16 protein-coding genes are annotated in these 17,363 nt (G+C 64.6%); 12 read left to right on the top strand and 4 right to left on the bottom strand.

Features of this window, described 5'->3' with window-relative positions:
- Window positions 1-24: 24 nt before the first annotated feature.
- The gene (locus DC366_RS13060) at window positions 25-1,545 is read right to left on the bottom strand and encodes a DUF2125 domain-containing protein (protein ID WP_108692660.1); all 1,521 of its coding nucleotides are present in this window, start codon (window positions 1,543-1,545) and stop codon (window positions 25-27) included.
- Window positions 1,546-1,687: 142 nt separating this feature from the next.
- Here DC366_RS13060 and DC366_RS13055 point away from each other — a divergent pair, with 142 nt between their 5' ends.
- A complete protein-coding gene (locus tag DC366_RS13055; RefSeq protein ID WP_108692659.1) occupies window positions 1,688-2,440 on the top strand; it encodes an SDR family oxidoreductase in 753 nt (250 codons plus the stop codon).
- Window positions 2,437-3,057, top strand: coding sequence for an enoyl-CoA hydratase/isomerase family protein (locus tag DC366_RS13050; RefSeq protein WP_108692658.1), 621 nt, complete (start codon window positions 2,437-2,439; stop codon window positions 3,055-3,057). The genes DC366_RS13055 and DC366_RS13050 overlap by 4 nt, the downstream gene beginning before the upstream one ends.
- Here the strand turns inward: DC366_RS13050 and DC366_RS13045 are convergent.
- Genes DC366_RS13045 through DC366_RS13035 form a run of 3 tightly spaced genes read right to left on the bottom strand, consistent with a single transcriptional unit; the run spans window position 3,047 to window position 5,631 of the window.
- Window positions 3,047-3,877 (bottom strand): metallophosphoesterase family protein, encoded by an 831-nt coding sequence (locus DC366_RS13045; RefSeq protein WP_108692657.1) that lies wholly within the window; start codon window positions 3,875-3,877, stop codon window positions 3,047-3,049. The genes DC366_RS13050 and DC366_RS13045 overlap by 11 nt on opposite strands.
- Entirely contained in the window at window positions 3,874-4,803 is a 930-nt protein-coding gene (locus DC366_RS13040; protein ID WP_108692656.1) for a diacylglycerol/lipid kinase family protein, read from the bottom strand. The genes DC366_RS13045 and DC366_RS13040 overlap by 4 nt, the downstream gene beginning before the upstream one ends.
- A 57-nt stretch (window positions 4,804-4,860) precedes the next feature.
- Window positions 4,861-5,631, bottom strand: coding sequence for a DeoR/GlpR family DNA-binding transcription regulator (locus DC366_RS13035; protein WP_108692655.1), 771 nt, complete (start codon window positions 5,629-5,631; stop codon window positions 4,861-4,863).
- Between the two features lie 267 nt (window positions 5,632-5,898).
- On the opposite strand from DC366_RS13035, the gene glpD reads away from it, so the two are divergent.
- The 10 genes from glpD to edd all read left to right on the top strand — a co-directional run bounded on the left by glpD (window position 5,899) and on the right by edd (window position 17,362).
- On the top strand, window positions 5,899-7,494 hold the full coding sequence (gene glpD / locus DC366_RS13030) for a glycerol-3-phosphate dehydrogenase (protein ID WP_207768714.1): 1,596 nt from the start codon (window positions 5,899-5,901) through the stop codon (window positions 7,492-7,494).
- 15 nt (window positions 7,495-7,509) lie between these two features.
- Window positions 7,510-8,592, top strand: a complete 1,083-nt coding sequence (locus DC366_RS13025) for an ABC transporter ATP-binding protein (protein WP_108692653.1) — start codon at window positions 7,510-7,512, stop codon at window positions 8,590-8,592.
- A complete protein-coding gene (locus tag DC366_RS13020; RefSeq protein ID WP_108692652.1) occupies window positions 8,592-9,677 on the top strand; it encodes an ABC transporter ATP-binding protein in 1,086 nt (361 codons plus the stop codon). The genes DC366_RS13025 and DC366_RS13020 overlap by 1 nt, the downstream gene beginning before the upstream one ends.
- Window positions 9,674-10,546 (top strand): carbohydrate ABC transporter permease, encoded by an 873-nt coding sequence (locus DC366_RS13015; protein WP_108692651.1) that lies wholly within the window; start codon window positions 9,674-9,676, stop codon window positions 10,544-10,546. Before DC366_RS13020 ends, DC366_RS13015 begins: the two co-directional genes overlap by 4 nt.
- A 41-nt stretch (window positions 10,547-10,587) precedes the next feature.
- A complete protein-coding gene (locus DC366_RS13010) occupies window positions 10,588-11,427 on the top strand; it encodes a carbohydrate ABC transporter permease (RefSeq protein ID WP_108692727.1) in 840 nt (279 codons plus the stop codon).
- Window positions 11,427-11,834: a hypothetical protein gene (locus tag DC366_RS19665; protein WP_133176208.1), complete on the top strand. Its 408-nt coding sequence runs from the start codon at window positions 11,427-11,429 to the stop codon at window positions 11,832-11,834. The genes DC366_RS13010 and DC366_RS19665 overlap by 1 nt, the downstream gene beginning before the upstream one ends.
- Before the next feature lie 10 nt (window positions 11,835-11,844).
- A complete protein-coding gene (locus tag DC366_RS13005; protein ID WP_108692650.1) occupies window positions 11,845-12,120 on the top strand; it encodes a DUF2160 domain-containing protein in 276 nt (91 codons plus the stop codon).
- A 44-nt stretch (window positions 12,121-12,164) separates the two neighbouring features.
- On the top strand, window positions 12,165-13,874 hold the full coding sequence (locus tag DC366_RS13000; protein WP_207768713.1) for an ABC transporter substrate-binding protein: 1,710 nt from the start codon (window positions 12,165-12,167) through the stop codon (window positions 13,872-13,874).
- Window positions 13,875-13,935: 61 nt separating this feature from the next.
- Window positions 13,936-15,435, top strand: coding sequence for a glycerol kinase GlpK (gene glpK, locus DC366_RS12995; protein WP_108692649.1), 1,500 nt, complete (start codon window positions 13,936-13,938; stop codon window positions 15,433-15,435).
- 115 nt (window positions 15,436-15,550) lie between these two features.
- Complete coding sequence (edd, locus tag DC366_RS12990; RefSeq protein WP_108692648.1) at window positions 15,551-17,362, top strand: phosphogluconate dehydratase; 1,812 nt, start codon at window positions 15,551-15,553, stop codon at window positions 17,360-17,362.
- The last annotated feature ends 1 nt before the right edge of the window (window position 17,363 follow it).

Below are 17,363 nucleotides of genomic sequence, written 5' to 3'. Positions count from 1 at the left end.
GGACGCGCGCCGGAAACAGATGCCTTATTTCAGGCGCTGGCCATTGGCCAGGATCTGCCCCTCTTCGGTGAACTCGATCTTGGAATTCAGCGTGTCCTCGCCTTCGACCGGCACGGCGAACACGCCCATCATCATGCGCATGCCCATCACCTGATCTTCGGGAATCATGCCCATCTCGACCAGCGTGTCCAGAACCGCATTGGCGCCGGTCAGCTTGAGCTGCACGTCGCCCACAGGCTTGGGCATGCCGTCATATGTCTCGGTGTCGTCATTGTCGAAGGTGAGATCGCCCGCGCCGGTCAGCTCGGCCCCGATCATGCGCACGACCAGGTTCTGAAGCGTCAGCGCCTCCACCTCGGCCGGCACTTCATCGCCTTCCTCGTAGCTGGCCATCATCGCGGGATCCAGCAGATCGCCCAGCAAACGCACCTTGGCGGCCAGTTCCACCGCGACGGTCGCGGGATCGCGCGGCAGCTTGCCCTGGGGGTCGAACATCGCCCAGATCGCCTCGCTCAGCGTCAGTTCGCTCAGGTTGAAGCTCAGCGCCGCGTCCTGCGGCTCTTCGCCTTTCATCAGCGGCATCACAAGGTCGAACTTGGCCTCCTGCATTTCCATCGTGACCGGGAACGGCAGGTTCGGCGTGACGACCTCGACGGCCAGATCGCTGGTGCCGCCGCCATATTCGATGCCGCTTTGCCCCATCATGAAGGCCAGGTTGCCGCCGCCGCTTTTCGTGGTGCCGCTTGTGACGCTGTCCTCTTCGGTGAACGCGAAAGTGCTGCTTCCCGGACCGGCGACGATATTGCCGTCCAACGCAAAGCCCGCCTTGATGGCGGCCGCCATGTCCGCCGTACCGACCTGCGCCGGAACGCTGGACGCGGCGTTCATCTTCAGCATCTCGGTCATGCCGGAAAATTCCACCCGGTTGCCGGGCTCATCGGGCGCATCGAATGCCACCTCATAGGTCATGGGCCCCGTGGTGACGACCTGATTGACGACGCGCGAATCGCCGGCCTCCGACACGGTCGTGCTGTCGACATCGTTCATCGTGAGGCTCAGCTTGTCGAACTTCACGGTGTCCTCGCCGACGGTCATCTCGTCCATCGTCAAGGTGATCGCCTCCGCGACGGAGGTGTAGGTCATCTTCTCCGGGTCGCCCGCGACCTTCAGATCCATCCCCGTGGACTTGTAGATCATATCAAAGCTGACAGGCTGCGGCCCGTCCGTGGTCATCGAGACGGGCAGCTCTTGGGGAAACTCGATTGAAACGGTGCCGTCGCCATTATCAAGCAGCGACATCTGGGGGAATGCCACTTCGGTCACGGCGTCCAGGTTGGGATCGTTGAACGTCATGACGATGTCGTTCAGCGTCAGGCCCTCTGCGGACTGCGTTTCCTTGGCCGCCACCTCATAGCCGAAATCGGTCATGTAGGCCTTCCAGTCGGTCCATACCTGCTGAGGCGTCACATCGGCCATGGCGGTGCCGACCGTCATGGTGAGGATGGCACCGGCGGTCATGGCAGCCGCGGATCGGTATGCAGTCATAGTGAACCCTTTCGTTCTGAAAACTTGTGCGCAGCTTCGGGCGATCCGCGTCCGGCGTCAAGGGACGCAGGCAAGATCGGCCAATGCTGGACCCCGCGCGCGCCGATGGCTACTGAAGGGGGCAACGCCAGGGAGGGCAGCCATGAACATGACAGGTAAAAGCGTGCTGATCACCGGCGCAAGCCAGGGAATCGGCGCGGCAACCGCGCGTCTTTTCGCCGAGGCAGGCGCGCGATTGGTGCTGATGGCGCGCGGGCGCGGCCCGCTGGAGGCGCTGGCGCAGGAGCTGGGCGCGATCGCGCATGCGGGGGACGTGGCCCAAATCGAAGATCTCAACGCCGCCGTCGCGCGGGCGCAGGAGCATCACGGCGGGCTTGACGTGCTGATCGGCAATGCCGGGATCATCGGCCCGATGGCGCCGCTGGCCACGTCCGACCCCGGCGAATGGGCCGGCACCATCAACATCAACACGACCGGCGTCTATAACGGCATGCGCGCGGCGATGCCGGTGATGCAGGCCGCCGGAGGCGGCACGATCCTGACGGTATCCTCGGGCGCCGCGCACCGGCCCGTCGAGGGGTGGAGCGCCTATTGCGCCTCCAAGGCCGGCGCCGCCATGCTGACCGCCAGCGCCGATCTGGAAGGGCGCGCGGACGGCCTGCGCGTCATGGGCCTGTCGCCCGGCACCGTCGCGACCGACATGCAGCGCGACATCAAGGCCAGCGGCGTGAGCCCGGTCAGCCGACTGGACTGGTCCGAGCATATCCCACCCGAATGGCCCGCGCGCGCCCTGCTGTGGATGTGCAGCGACAAGGCCGACGCGCATCTGGGCCGCGAGATTTCGCTGCGCGATCCGGACATCCGCGCCGCCATCGGGCTGGAGGCCGGCGCGTGATCGACCTGGCCCGCGAGGGCGGCATCTGGACCGCCACGCTGAACCGCCCGGACAAGGCGAACGCGCTGACCGAGGACATGCTGGCCGAGCTTGCAGACATAGCCGAGGCCGCCGCCGCCGCTCCGCAGGACGCGCGCGCGCTGATCCTGACCGGCGCGGGCAAGGTGTTCTCGGCCGGCGCCGATCTGAATGCTGCCCGCGCGGGCCTTGCCACCAGCGCGGTGTGGGAGCGTCTGTCATCAGCGCTGGCCGCCCTGCCCTGCCTCACCGTCGCCGCGCTGAACGGCACGGTCGCGGGCGGCGCGATCGGCATGGCGCTGGCCTGCGATCTGCGCGTGGCGGTGCCGGGGGCGAAGCTGTTCTACCCGGTGATGAAGCTCGGCTTTTTGCCGCAGCCGTCAGATCCGGCGCGCCTTGCCGCGCTGGTCGGCCCCGCGCGGGCCAAGCTGATCCTGCTGACCGGCGCGCGCATTGACGCCGAAACGGCGCATCACTGGGGCCTTTTCGACAGGCTGGTGGCACCTGACGACCTGCTGAGCGAGGCGCACGCGCTGGCCGAGCACAGCCTTGCCGCCACGCCCGAACATGCGGCGGCGATCAAGGCGCTCATTCGCTGACGGCGGCGCCCTCGTCCAGCGTCTGCGCCGCCCAGCCGCCCGCGCCGCGCCGGAACCGGCAGCGCTGCGCCACCGCGAAATCGGCGGCGCCCTCTGCGGCGACGTAGCGCGTCACGTCAATGACGTCGCCATCCACCTTCAGCAGGTTGAAATCATTCTCCTCGCCGCGCAGGCGGCTGGACAGGCCGGTGCCGGCATGGACCTGCAACACCGCGCTGCGCCCCTCCTTTTCGGTGAAGGGCGCAGCGCGCCAGCTGTGCAGATGGCCCGACAGGATCACGTCGGCCTTGAGGCTGGCCAGTTCCTCCATCGCGTCATCCGCGCCGCGCATCCGCTTCTTGCGCTCGCCGGGCTGATGCTCCAGCGGGTGATGGGCAACGACGATCCGGGTGCGGCGGCCCTTGGTTTCGCGAAACGCGGCACCGATCCGGCCGAGCGCGCGGCGGCTGAAAAGACCGCTTTGATGGGCCAGGTTGTTGACGGTATTCACGCCCAGAACAATGATCTCGTCATCGCGGAATTCCGGCTCCAGCTCCCTGGAAACCCACCGCTTGTATTGCCGCCATGGCCAAAGCACGCGGCCGATCAGGTTGTGCAGCGGCACGTCATGGTTGCCCGGCACGATCAGAACCGGCGCCTCGATACGGTCCACGAAAGCCCGCGCGGCGCGAAACTGCCCTTCGCGGGCGCGCTGCGTCAGATCGCCCGAGATCGCCACCAGATCGGGCGCCAGCGCATTGACCGCCGCCAGCAGCGGCTCCAGCAATTCGGGACGGTCGCGTCCGAAATGCAGGTCCGACAGATGCACGATGCGCCTCATCGCGTGCCCTCCTTGCGCGACTGCGGCACGATGACGCTCAGCGCCTCCTCGTCAACGCCGAGAATATAGGGCGCTTTCATGCGCGCACGCTCGCCGTCGCAGGCGATGTCGCGCGGGCTGTGACGCGCCTCGATGCGGATGGTCGAGCCCGTGATCAGATCGAAATTCACCTCGTTTTGCGCCTTGCCCATCGCCAGCGACAGCGCATGGCGCAGCATGCCCCAGCGCCCGCTGTCCGGCGCGACGAACAGCGCCAGCCGACCCTCGGCGATGTCTTGCCGCCCCTGCAACCCGATCTGGTCCAGCTGGAACGCATTGTTCACCGCAAAGACCAGCGGCGTGCGCCGCTCGACGGTCTGCCCGTCCGCCTCGATCCGCAGATGCAGCGGACGGCGCAGCGTGACCAGCGTGACCAGAACGGACCAGTAGGCGGCAATCCGGCTGCGGCCCCAGCGGCGATAGACATCCTCGCGCGTCTTGAGGATCGCGGGATAGGCGCCAAGGCTGGCGTTGTTCAGGAACGACCGCTCATTGATGGTGGCAATGCGCACCGGGCGCTGCGTGCCCTCGGCCAAAAGTTGCGCCGCGCCCTCGATATCGTCGGGGATGTCCAGCGAGCGGGCGAAATAGTTGAACGTGCCCATCGGCAAAATGCCCATCACCCGGTCCGTGCCGCGCAGCACGCTGGCCACGGCGGAAATGGTGCCGTCCCCCCCTGCCGCGACGATCGTCTCATAGCCCTCCTTCACAGCCCGGCGCGCGGCGGGCACGATGTCCGGCCCCTTGGCCAGCACCCGGATATCCGCCGTGACCCCATGCGCCTGCAAGGCGGCCCCGATGCGACCGCGCGCCGATGTCTCGCGCTTGCCGGACCCCTCGTTGAGCAGGATGCACATCGCGGCCCGTCCCTGCGAATCCTTGCTCATCAGTTGTTCGTCCCTGGCCGAAGTGAAAATTGTCGCACGTAAACGCCGCGCGGGCGGCTATGTTCCCGGCGCGGCCACGATGACCTGCGTTTGCCAATCGTCGCAACGGTCCTGCAGATCCCGCGCCGGGGCGCGGTCGGTCACGACCATGTCGATCTCGCCCAGCGAGGTGATGCGCGCGGGCGCCGTGCGCGTGAACTTGCTGCCGTCCGCCACCAGCACCTTGCGGCGCGAACGGTTGAGAATGGCCTGGCTGACGCCGACCTCCTGCACGTCGAAATCCAGTATGTCGCCGTCGCGATCAATCGCCGAGCAACCGATCACGCCGATATCGAACTTGAACTGGCGGATCGACGCCTTGGTGATGTCGCCGATCAGCCCGCCATCGGACTGGCGCAGCGATCCGCCCGTGACGATCACCTCGCAATCGCGGTTCTGCGACAGGATGTTGGCGACGTTCATGTTGTTCGTGACCACCAGAAGATTGCGGTGATGGATCAGCGCGGCGGCGACCGCCTCGGTGCTGGTGCCGATATTGAGGAAAATCGCGCTGTCCTCGGGAATCTGCGCGGCGCAGGCGCGCGCCATGGCGGCCTTGCCGTCGGCATTCATGCGCCGCCGCTCCTCGTACCCGATGTTGATCGTCCCCGATGGCAGGACCGCGCCGCCATGCACGCGCTCCAGCCGGCCGGCATCGGCAAGGTCCGAAAGATCGCGGCGGATGGTCTGCAAGGTGACGTTGAAATGCTCGGCCAGATGCTCGACCGTCACCTTGCCCTCGCGGCGCGCCATTTCAAGGATCTCGGGATAGCGTATCGTCTGGGACATGGCGGATTCCGATGTGAGGGCGAAACATGCGTCAATTTGCGGTTTTAGCAAGAATTGCCGTCCGGCGTGCAATATTTTCCGTTTGAGGCGCTAAAGAATCATCCAGCGCGCGGATTCGGGCGCCCGGCACCTGCGCACACCCAAAATATCCTCTCATAAATTCAATGCGCTGCATAAAATCGAACAAAAGCGAAAGCAGTCTTTGTTCTTTATTTCATCCGTTGCTAGGATTGTCGCCAAGAACCGCGAGAGACGGGAGGACCAATTGTGCCGCGCGGCGAGGATATCTGCGATCTGCTGGTGATCGGCGGCGGCATCAATGGCTGCGGCGTGGCGCGTGATGCGGCCGGGCGGGGCCTGTCGGTCACGCTGGCGGAGATGTCGGACCTTGCCTCGGCCACGTCCTCGGCCTCGACCAAGCTGTTTCACGGCGGCCTGCGCTATCTGGAGTATTTCGAATTCCGCCTCGTCCGCGAAAGCCTGATCGAGCGCGAGACATTGCTGCGCGCCATGCCGCATATCTCGTGGCCCATGCGCTTTGTGCTGCCCTATCACAAGGACATGCGCTTTGAGAGCGACACGCCCACGTACAAGCTGCTGAATACGCTCATGCCGTGGATGCGCGGGCGGCGGCCTGCGTGGCTGATCCGGCTGGGGCTGTTTCTGTATGACAATCTTGGCGGGCGCAAGATCCTGCCCGGCACCGCCACGCTGGACCTGACGGACGCGCCCGAAGGCGCCCCGCTGCAGGACCGTTTTACCAAGGCCTATGAGTATTCCGATTGCTGGGTCGAGGATTCGCGCCTTGTGGTGCTGAATGCGCGGGATGCCGAGGCGCGCGGCGCGCGCATCCTGACGCGCACGCAGGTGATGTCGGCCGAGCAGTCGGAGGGGCTGTGGCAGGTGACGCTGAAGGACACCGGCAGCGGCCAGACGCGTGTGGTTCGCGCGCGGATGATCGTCAATGCCGGCGGGCCATGGGTGGGCGAGCTGATCCGCGATGCGATCCACGCACGCAGCACCGATGATGTGCGGCTGGTGCGCGGCAGCCATATCGTGACGCGCCGCCTGTTCGATCACGACAAATGCTATTTCTTTCAGGGCACCGACGGGCGCATCATGTTCGCCATTCCCTACGAGACCGATTTCACCCTGATCGGCACCACCGATCAGGAGCATGCCGATCCGGACGAAAAACCCGTCTGCACCCCTCAGGAGCAGGCGTATATGGTCGATTTCGTCAACGCATATCTCAAGCAGAAGATTTCGCTCGATGATATCGTCTGGACCTATTCGGGGGTGCGCCCGCTCTATGATGACGGCTCGTCATCGGCCACGGCGGCGACGCGCGACTATACGCTGAAGGTGGACCGGAGCGCCGGGGCGCCGGTGGTCAATATCTTCGGCGGCAAGATCACGACCTATCGCAGGCTGGCCGAAGGTGTGCTGGATCTGGTCGGCAAGGAAATGGGCGCTCTGCAGGGCAAGTGGACGGCAGGCGTGCCGCTGCCGGGCGGCGATTTCAAGGTGGCCGAGGTGGAGGCCATGATCGCCGATCTGGCGCGCCTCTATCCGTTTCTGGGCCCGGTCTGGGCGCGCCGCCTGATCCGCGCCTACGGGACCGACGCACGCCTGATACTGGGCAATGTGTCCGATGCCGCCGCGCTGGGACGGGATTTCGGCGCCACCTTGACCCGCGCCGAGGTGGATTGGCTGATGGACCGCGAATATGCCCGCACGGCCGACGACGTTCTGTGGCGCCGGTCCAAGCTGGGCCTGCGGATGACGCCGCATCAGGCGGAAACGCTGGACGAATACATGCGCTTGCGACACGCTGAGTCCATATCAGCCGCGGCTGAGTGATCCAAGGAGACGCCGGTGACACTGAAACTTGACAGCGTGACCCTGCAGGTGGGCGGCCAGCGCTTCATTCACCGCACCGACCTGACGCTGGAAAAAGGCACGATGAACGTGCTTTTGGGGCCGACATTGTCGGGCAAGACGTCGCTGATGCGCCTGATGGCCGGGCTGGACCAGCCCACGTCGGGTCGTATCCTGTGGAACGGGGACGATGTCACCGGGCAGCGCGTGCAGGACCGCAAGATCGCGATGGTCTATCAGCAATTCATCAACTACCCGTCGATGAGCGTTTATGACAACATCGCCTCGCCCATGCGCCTGATGGGTGTCTCCAAAGACGAGGTGGATCGCCGCGTGCGCGAGGCGGCGGACCTGATGCAGCTTGGCCCGTTTCTGGACCGCAAGCCGCTGGAATTGTCGGGCGGGCAGCAACAGCGCTGCGCGCTGGCCCGCGCGCTGGTCAAGAACGCGGGGCTGGTCCTGCTGGACGAGCCGCTGGCCAATCTCGACTACAAGCTGCGCGAGGAATTGCGCGCCGAGATCCCGAAGATTTTCGAGGCATCCGGCGCGATCTTTGTCTATGCCACGACCGAACCCGAAGAGGCGCTGCTGCTGGGCGGCCATTGCGCCACCCTCTGGGAGGGGCGCGTGACGCAGTTCGGCCCCACCGCCGAGGTCTATCGCAAACCCGCCGACGCCACCACGGCGCGGGTTTTCTCGGACCCGCCGATGAATTTCCTGACGCTGGACAAGCGCGGCGACGTGATGCGGCACGGCGATGATGATTTCCCGGCGGGCGCGCAGGGTGCGGGGCTGGCCGACGGGCGGTATATGGCGGGGTTCCGGCCCAACCATCTGGCGCTGGAGCCATCGGATGGCGCGATCCGTTTCGACACCGTGCTGAACGTGACCGAGATCACCGGCTCGGAGACGTTCGTGCATCTGGATCACGGCCGCCAGCGCTGGGTCGGCCTGATCCACGGGCTGCGCGACCTGAAACCGGGCCAGCCGCTGCCGGTCTATCTGGACCCCAGCCGCGTTTACCTCTTTGCCGAGGACGGCGCGCTGGTTGCGTCCGCCCCCTATGCGGAGGCCGCGTAGTGGCGAAAATCACGCTCGATAACCTTGCGCATTCCTATCTGCCAAAGCCCGAAAGCGAAGATGATTTCGCCCTGAAAGAGCTGAACCATGACTGGGCCGATGGCGAGGCTTATGCCCTGCTGGGCGCGTCAGGGTGCGGCAAGTCCACGCTGCTGAACATCATATCCGGCCTGCTCATCCCCTCGCAGGGCCGCGTGTTGTTCGACGGGCGCGACGTCACGATGGCGCCAACGGCCGAGCGGAACATCGCGCAGGTTTTCCAGTTCCCGGTGGTCTACGACACGATGACGGTTGAGGGCAATCTGGCCTTTCCCTTGAAAAACCGCGGCATCGCCCCCGCCGAGATCGCCCCCCGCGTGCAGAAGGTCGCCGCGATGATCGGGATGGAGGATCAGCTCAGCCGCAAGGCGCGCGGCCTGACGGCGGATGCCAAGCAGAAGATCAGCCTTGGGCGCGGCATGGTGCGCGAGGACGTCAACGCGCTGCTGTTCGACGAGCCGTTGACGGTGATCGACCCGCATATGAAATGGGAGCTGCGCACGCAGCTGAAAAAGCTGCACCGCGATTTTGGTCACACGATGATCTATGTCACCCACGACCAGACCGAGGCGCTGACATTCGCCGACAAGGTTGTCGTCATGCATGACGGCCGCGTCGTGCAGATCGGCACGCCGCAGGAGCTGTTCGAGCGGCCCGCGCACACGTTCGTGGGCTATTTCATCGGCTCGCCGGGCATGAACCTGTTCGATGCGCAGATCGAGGGCAACCGCGCGCGCATCGGCGAGGCGACCATTGACCTTGGCGCGCGATATGCGGCGACGGGACGCGTCCAGATCGGCGTGCGCCCCGAATTCATCACCCTTTCGACCGGCGGCGCCGGCATCCCCGCCCGCGTCAGCCGGATCGAGGATGTGGGCCGGCACAAGATCGTCCGCCTTGACGCGGGCGGCAGTGAGGTCAGCATGATCGCCGCCGAGGGCGAGCCGATTCCGGCAGACGCGGATCGCATCAGCTTTGCCCCCGAGGGGATCAACATCTACGCCGACGACTGGCGCGTCGCGCCGCAGGGGGAGGAGGCCGCATGAACAAGACCGTCAACCAGAAGGCGTGGTTCCTGATCCTGCCGGTGCTGGTCCTCGTGGCGTTTTCGGCGGTGATCCCGCTGATGACGGTGGTCAACTATTCGGTGCAGGACACGTTCGGCAACAATCAGTTCTTCTGGGCGGGCCTCGACTGGTTCCGCGACATGCTGCATTCGGACCGGATGTGGAATGCGCTGGGCCGTCAGTTGATGTTTTCCGGCATCATTCTGGCGATCGAGATCCCGCTGGGCATCTACGTGGCGCTGAACATGCCCAAAAGCGGCTTCTGGTCGTCCTTTTGCCTCGTGCTGATGTCGTTGCCCTTGCTGATCCCGTGGAACGTGGTCGGCACCATCTGGCAGATCTTCGGCCGCGTCGATATCGGCCTGCTGGGTCACACCTTGGCCGCGCTGGGCATTGAATATAACTATACGCAGAACAGCCTTGATGCGTGGGTGACGGTGATCGTCATGGATGTCTGGCACTGGACCTCTCTGGTGGCGCTGCTGGCCTTCGCGGGCCTGCGGTCGATCCCCGACGCCTATTATCAGGCCGCCAAGATCGATCAGGCCAGCCGCTGGGCCGTGTTCCGCTATATCGAGCTGCCCAAGATGGCGGGCGTCTTGATGATCGCGATCCTTCTGCGCTTCATGGACAGCTTCATGATCTATACCGAGCCGTTCGTCGTCACCGGCGGTGGCCCCGGAAATGCGACCACCTTCCTGTCGATTGATCTGGTGAAAATGGCGCTGGGACAGTTCGACCTTGGCCCGGCGGCGGCGTTCAGCCTGATGTATTTCCTCGTCATTCTGGTGATTTCGTGGGTGTTCTACACCGTCATGACCACACTGGACAAAAGGGAGGGCAACTGATGGCTGATATTGCAACCCCGGTGGTCGCGGGCGAGGGCGACATGACGATCGAGAAACCGCGCCGCGCCGCGCGCCGGTATCGCCCTTCGGGATCGGCCATCGTCATGGCGCTCTATCTGCTGTTCCTGATGCTGCCGATCTACTGGCTGCTGAACATGAGCCTGAAGACCAATAACGAGATCCTGGGGTCGTTTTCGCTCTGGCCGCGCGATCTGACGCTGGCCAATTATGCCAAGATCCTGACCGATTCCAGCTGGTACATGGGCTATGTCAATTCGCTGATTTACGTGGTGATGAACACGGTCATCAGCCTCGCCGTGGCGCTGCCTGCGGCCTATGCGTTCAGCCGCTACAGCTTCATGGGGGACAAGCATCTGTTCTTCTGGCTGCTGACCAACCGCATGGCGCCGCCCGCCGTCTTCGCGCTGCCGTTCTTTCAGCTTTATTCGTCCATCGGCCTCTTTGACACCCACATCGCCGTGGCGCTGGCGCATTGCCTGTTCAACGTGCCGCTGGCGGTCTGGATTCTGGAAGGGTTCATGCGCGGTGTCCCCAAGGAGATCGATGAGACGGCCTATATCGACGGCTATTCCTTTCCCGCGTTTTTCATCAAGATCTTCACGCCGCTTATAGCGTCCGGCATCGGCGTCGCCGCGTTCTTCTGCTTCATGTTCTCATGGGTCGAGCTGCTGCTGTCCCGCACGCTGACATCGGTGGATGCGAAACCCATCGCCGCCACCATGACCCGCACGGTCGGCGCCGCAGGCGTCGATTGGGGCGTTCTGGCGGCAGCGGGGGTGCTGACGATTCTGCCGGGCGCGCTCGTGATCTACTTTGTTCGCAATTATATCGCCAAGGGCTTTGCCTTGGGGAGGGTGTGATGGTCACTGACGCTTTAGAAGAAAGTGAAGAAATAATTGCGAAGATTGTGGCCCACCTCGCCAAGGCAGGGGTCAGACAGACAGACTTGAGCACAATTATTTTGGGCTATGAAAATAATCCGGCGTCCACTCAATTGTTCATAAATGCGTTACGATGGCTGAAAGATGAGGGCATCTTCCGTCAGCACGCGCTCAATGCAACGCGAGGAGGAACACAGCATGAGACTGTCGCAACAAACTGTGTTCTTACATCATTGGGTTTCGCGCTTTTGGCAGAACCCTTCAGAGGCGAATTAAGTCTTGGGTCCGCAGTAAAAAATACCGTTGAAAGTGGTTCTGGCTATTCGAATACGGGCAGTTTTTTTGGCGGCATCTTAGGTGGCTTCACCAAGTCAATTTCGAGCTAGGAGGTAGACGATGCTTGACTGGATGGCATGGACATGGCCGACCGCGACCTTCTTTCTGGTCATCGCGGGCCTTTTGCTGACCTTCACGATCCTTGCGGTGAAATACCCCGAAACGCCTCGCACCGGCATCCTGCGGATCGAGACGACGCGCGGGGACCGGTTGTTCATCACGCTGCTGGGGTCGGCGTTTATCAATCTTGCGTGGCTGGGGCTCGATCTTGGCCCGCAATACTTCGCCTTGCTGGTCTGCCTTGTCTTTGCCGCAGCGGTGTTCCGCTGGGTCTGACGCGGCTTGCCTGCAAAATTTCGTTCAATAAGGGAGGAAACCAAATGAACGTTTTTCTGAAATCATCCACCGCGCTGGGGCTTGTCCTCGGGCTGGAGGCCGCGCCGGCGATGGCCGACATGGAGGCGGCCAAGAAGTTCCTCGACGAGGAGATCGGCGATGTGACGACCCTGCCCCGCGAAGATCAAGAGGCGGAAATGCAGTGGTTCATCGATGCCGCCGAGCCGTTCAAGGGCATGGAAATCAACGTGGTGTCCGAGACGATCACCACCCATGAATACGAGTCCCAGGTGCTGGCGCCGGCCTTCACCGCGATCACCGGCATCAAGGTCACGCATGACCTGATCGGCGAAGGCGACGTGGTGGAAAAGCTGCAAACGCAGATGCAGTCGGGCGAGAATATCTATGACGCCTATGTCAACGATTCGGACCTGATCGGCACGCATATCCGCTATGGGCAGGTGCGCAACCTGACCGATTGGATGGCAGGGGAGGGTGCGGATGTCACCTCGCCCACGCTGGATCTGGAGGATTTCATCGGGACGCAGTTCACCACATCGCCCGATGGCAAGCTGTATCAGTTGCCCGACCAGCAATTCGCGAACCTCTACTGGTTCCGCTATGATTGGTTCAACGACCCGCAGAACATGGCCGATTTCAAGGAAGAGTACGGCTATGATCTGGGCGTTCCGGTCAACTGGTCGGCTTATGAGGATATCGCCGAATTCTTCACCGGCCGCACCATCGACGGGGTCGAGGTCTATGGCAACATGGACTACGGCAAGAAAGACCCGTCGCTGGGCTGGCGCTATACTGACGCGTGGATGTCGATGGCCGGAATGGGCGACAAGGGCGAGCCGAACGGCCTGCCCGTCGATGAATGGGGCATCCGCGTGAACGAGCAATCCCAGCCGGTCGGCGCCTGCATGGCTCGCGGCGGCGCGACAAACTCGCCCGCCGCCGTCTATGCGGTGAACAAGGCGGTGGAATGGCTGCAAAAATACGCGCCGCCCGCCGCTGCCGGCATGACCTTCTCCGAGGCAGGCCCGGTCCCGGCGCAGGGCAACATCGCGCAGCAGATGTTCATGTACACCACGTTCGTCGCGCCGCTGGTCGATTCGGACGCGGTGATGAACGAGGACGGCACGCCGAAATGGCGCCTCGCCCCCTCGCCGCATGGCGTTTACTGGGAAGAGGGCATGAAGGTCGGCTATCAGGACGTGGGCAGCTGGACGCTGATGAATTCCACGCCCGAGGACCGCGCCAAGGCCGCATGGCTCTATGCGCAGTTCGTGACGTCGAAAACCGTGGACGTGAAAAAGGCCGATGTCGGTCTGACCTTCATCCGCGATTCGACCATCAATTCCGACCACTTCTCCGAGCGTAAGGACAAGCTGGGCGGTCTGGTGGAATTCTACCGCTCGCCCGCGCGCACGCAGTGGTCGCCCACCGGCACCAACGTGCCTGACTATCCCAAGCTGGCACAGCTGTGGTGGCAGAATATCGGTGACGCCATGTCCGGCGCCAAAACCTCGCAAGAGGCACTGGACCAGCTTTGCGCCGATATGGAAAAGGTGATGGAGCGGCTGGAGCGCGCAGGCGTGCAGGGCGATCTGGGCCCGGTCCTCAATGAGGAACAGGACGCGTCCTATTGGCTGGAGCAGCCCGGCGCCCCCAAGCCCAAGCTGGAGAACGAGGACGAAGAGCCGGAAACCATCGGCTATGACGAGCTGGTGAGTTCCTGGAACCAGTAAGCCCATACCGGGGCGCGCCGAACACGCGCGCCCCGGACCCCATCCAAGCCCCCGAGAGACCATGACCTATATTCTGGCGATCGACCAAGGCACCACTTCCAGCCGCGCGATCCTGTTTGACGAGGCACTGCGCGTCAGCGCCATCGCGCAGGAGGAGTTTCCCCAGCATTACCCGCATTCGGGCTGGGTTGAACATGATCTGTCGGATCTGTGGTCAACCGTGGCGGGCACCTGCCGCGAGGTGATCGAGCGCGCGGGCAAATCCTCGGCCGATATTGCCGCGATCGGCATCACCAATCAGCGCGAGACGACCGTCGTCTGGGACCGCACCACCGGTCAGCCCGTCCACAACGCCATCGTCTGGCAGGACCGGCGCACCGCCGCGATCTGCAATGCCCTGCGCGACGAGGGGCACGAGGAGATGGTCAGGGACCGCACCGGCCTGTTGCTGGACCCCTATTTTTCGGGGACGAAGCTGAAATGGATCCTCGATCACGTCGAGGGCGCCCGCGACAAGGCGCGCGCCGGTGATCTGCTGTTCGGCACAGTCGACAGCTTCCTGATCTGGAAACTGACGGGCGGCGCATCGCATGTGACCGATGCCACCAACGCGGCGCGCACGCTGCTTTACGACATCCGCAAGGGCCGGTGGAGCGGCACGATCTGCAATCTGCTGGACATCCCCATGGAAATGCTGCCCGAGGTGCATGATTGCTCGCATGATTTCGGCACCACGCGCAGCGATCTGTTTGGCCGCGCCATCCCCATCTACGGCGTCGCGGGCGATCAGCAGGCCGCGACCATCGGGCAGGCGTGTTTCAAACCCGGCATGCTGAAATCGACCTACGGCACCGGATGTTTCGCGCTGCTGAATACCGGGGACACGCCGGTCTGGTCGCAGAACCGGCTGCTGACGACCATCGCCTATCAGCTGGACGGCACGCCCACCTATGCGCTGGAGGGCTCGATCTTTGTCGCCGGGGCCGTGGTGCAATGGCTGCGCGACGGGCTTGAGGTGATCCGCACGGCGGCGGAAACGCAACCCCTGGCGGAGGCCGCCGATCCGGACCAGAATGTCGTGCTGGTGCCCGCCTTCACCGGGCTTGGCGCGCCCTACTGGAACGCGGAATGTCGCGGCGGGATCTTTGGCCTCTCGCGCAATTCCGGCCCGGCCGAGCTGGCGCGGGCGGCGCTGGAATCGGTCGGCTACCAGACGCGCGATCTGCTGGAGGCGATGACGCTGGACTGGACCCGCGCCACCGGCGGCGCGGCCGATGCGGCCACCCTGCGCGTCGATGGCGGGATGAGCGCGTCGGACTGGACCATGCAGTTCCTGTCGGACATCATCGGCGCCTCCGTGGACCGCCCCGCCACGCTGGAGACGACGGCAATGGGCGCGGCATGGCTGGCCGGAATGCGCGCGGGCCTCTATCCCGGTCGCGATGAATTCGCGAAGATGTGGGCGCTGGAGCGGACGTTCACACCGTCCATGCCCGAGCCGCTGCGCGAGACGAAATATGCCGCATGGCGCCGCGCGGTCGAGGCCGTCCAGATCTTTTGACTGACATATTCAGGAAACACCCGCTGACAGCCGCGATGAATGCACTTATGTTAGCGCTATCCAGGCTGGCTGCCGCCTTTCGGCATGGACCCGCACGACCAAAGGAGATGACGACATGGCCTTGAACCCGGTTCTGGCGCGCGTGACGGAACAGATCATCACACGCAGCGCGCCCACCCGCGCGGCCTATCTGGCGCGGATGCGCGCCGCCCGCTCCAAGGGGCCGGCGCGCGCGCATCTGTCCTGCAGCGGGCAGGCGCATGCCTATGCGGCCTCGGATGACGCGGACAAGGCTGCGCTCGCGGCGGGAAGCGCCGGCAATCTGGCCATCGTCACGGCCTATAACGACATGCTGTCGGCCCATCAGCCGTTCGAGAGGTTCCCCGATCTGATCCGCACCGCCGCGCGCGATGCGGGCGGCACCGCGCAGGTCGCAGGCGGGGTGCCCGCCATGTGCGACGGCGTAACGCAGGGCGAGGCGGGGATGGAGCTGAGCCTGTTTTCGCGCGATGTCATCGCGCTGGCCGCGTCGGTCGCGCTGAGCCACAACACCTTCGACGCCGCCGTTTTCCTGGGTGTGTGCGACAAGATCGTGCCGGGCCTTGTGATCGCCGCCCAAGCCTTTGGACATCTGCCTGCCGTCTTCCTGCCCGCCGGTCCGATGACCAGTGGGCTGTCCAACGATGAAAAGGCAAAGGTGCGCCAGCAATTTGCCGCGGGCGAGGTGGACCGCGACGCGCTGATGCAGGCCGAGATGGCGGCCTATCACGGCCCCGGCACCTGCACCTTCTACGGCACCGCCAACACCAACCAGATGCTGATGGAGTTCATGGGCCTGCACCTGCCCGGCGCCAGCTTCGTGACGCCGAACACGCCCCTGCGCGACGCGCTGACGCGCGAGGGGGCGCGCCGGGCTCTGGCCTTGGGCGCGCAGGGTGATGCCTATACGCCGGTCTGCGACATCCTGGACGAGCGGGCCTTCGTCAACGGCATCATCGGGCTGAACGCGACGGGCGGCTCGACCAACCTGCTGATCCACCTGATCGCCATGGCGCGGGCGGGGGGAATCATCCTCGACTGGCAGGATTTCTCGGCCCTGTCGGAAATCACGCCGCTGATGGCGCGCGTCTATCCCAACGGTCTGGCGGACGTAAACCATTTCCACGCGGCAGGCGGGCTGGGCTACATGATCGGCAACCTGCTGGAAAACGGGCTGCTGCATCCCGACACCGCAACGGTCGCGGGCGGCGGTCTGGCGGCCTATACGCAAGAGCCGCGCTTGCAAGACGGCGCGCTTGGCTGGCACGCGGGCGCCGGGCGCAGCCTGAACGACAAGATCCTGCGCCCCGCCACCGATCCGTTCCAGTCCTCGGGCGGTCTGGTGCGGCTTGCGGGCAATCTGGGCACCGCCGTGATGAAGATCTCGGCCGTCGCGCCCGAGCATCGCATCATCGAGGCGCCCGCGCGGATCTTTGACAATCAGGACGCTGTGAAGGCCGCGTTCAAGGCGGGCGAGCTGACCGGCGATCTGGTGGTCGTGGTGCGCTTTCAGGGGCCCAAGGCGAACGGGATGCCCGAATTGCACAGCCTGACGCCGCTTCTGTCCATCCTTCAGGGGCGCGGCCAGAAGGTGGCGCTCGTTACCGACGGGCGCATGTCCGGCGCGTCGGGCCGGGTGCCCGCGGCGATCCATGTCTGCCCCGAGGCCATGGATGGCGGGCCGCTCGCGCGACTGCGCGACGGCGACATCCTGTGCGTCGATGCGGAGGTCGGCACGCTGGAGGTGCAGGCCGAGGGCCTGCAGGACCGCCCCGCCGCCAAGGCCGATCCGGACGCCGGGCAGTTCGGCGTCGGGCGCGAGCTTTTTGCGGCCTTCCGCGGCACCGTCGGCTCGGCCGAGACGGGCGCGACGATCTTCGGAGGCTGAC

The organism is Pelagivirga sediminicola (assembly GCF_003072125.1).
In the GTDB taxonomy this organism is placed as follows: domain Bacteria; phylum Pseudomonadota; class Alphaproteobacteria; order Rhodobacterales; family Rhodobacteraceae; genus Roseovarius; species Roseovarius sediminicola.
This window is presented reverse-complemented; position numbering and strand designations above follow the sequence as displayed.

Excerpts from the sequence above, each read along its gene's own strand:
- DC366_RS13060 (WP_108692660.1), bottom strand. The coding sequence starts at position 1,545 with ATGACTGCATACCGATCCGCGGCTGCCATGACCGCCGGTGCCATCCTC.
- DC366_RS13055 (WP_108692659.1), top strand. The coding sequence starts at position 1,688 with ATGAACATGACAGGTAAAAGCGTGCTGATCACCGGCGCAAGCCAGGGA.
- DC366_RS13045 (WP_108692657.1), bottom strand. The coding sequence starts at position 3,877 with ATGAGGCGCATCGTGCATCTGTCGGACCTGCATTTCGGACGCGACCGT.
- DC366_RS13040 (WP_108692656.1), bottom strand. The coding sequence starts at position 4,803 with ATGAGCAAGGATTCGCAGGGACGGGCCGCGATGTGCATCCTGCTCAAC.
- DC366_RS13035 (WP_108692655.1), bottom strand. The coding sequence starts at position 5,631 with ATGTCCCAGACGATACGCTATCCCGAGATCCTTGAAATGGCGCGCCGC.
- DC366_RS13015 (WP_108692651.1), top strand. The coding sequence starts at position 9,674 with ATGAACAAGACCGTCAACCAGAAGGCGTGGTTCCTGATCCTGCCGGTG.
- DC366_RS13010 (WP_108692727.1), top strand. The coding sequence starts at position 10,588 with ATGACGATCGAGAAACCGCGCCGCGCCGCGCGCCGGTATCGCCCTTCG.
- DC366_RS19665 (WP_133176208.1), top strand. The coding sequence starts at position 11,427 with ATGGTCACTGACGCTTTAGAAGAAAGTGAAGAAATAATTGCGAAGATT.
- DC366_RS13005 (WP_108692650.1), top strand. The coding sequence starts at position 11,845 with ATGCTTGACTGGATGGCATGGACATGGCCGACCGCGACCTTCTTTCTG.
- DC366_RS13000 (WP_207768713.1), top strand. The coding sequence starts at position 12,165 with ATGAACGTTTTTCTGAAATCATCCACCGCGCTGGGGCTTGTCCTCGGG.
- glpK (WP_108692649.1), top strand. The coding sequence starts at position 13,936 with ATGACCTATATTCTGGCGATCGACCAAGGCACCACTTCCAGCCGCGCG.
- edd (WP_108692648.1), top strand. The coding sequence starts at position 15,551 with ATGGCCTTGAACCCGGTTCTGGCGCGCGTGACGGAACAGATCATCACA.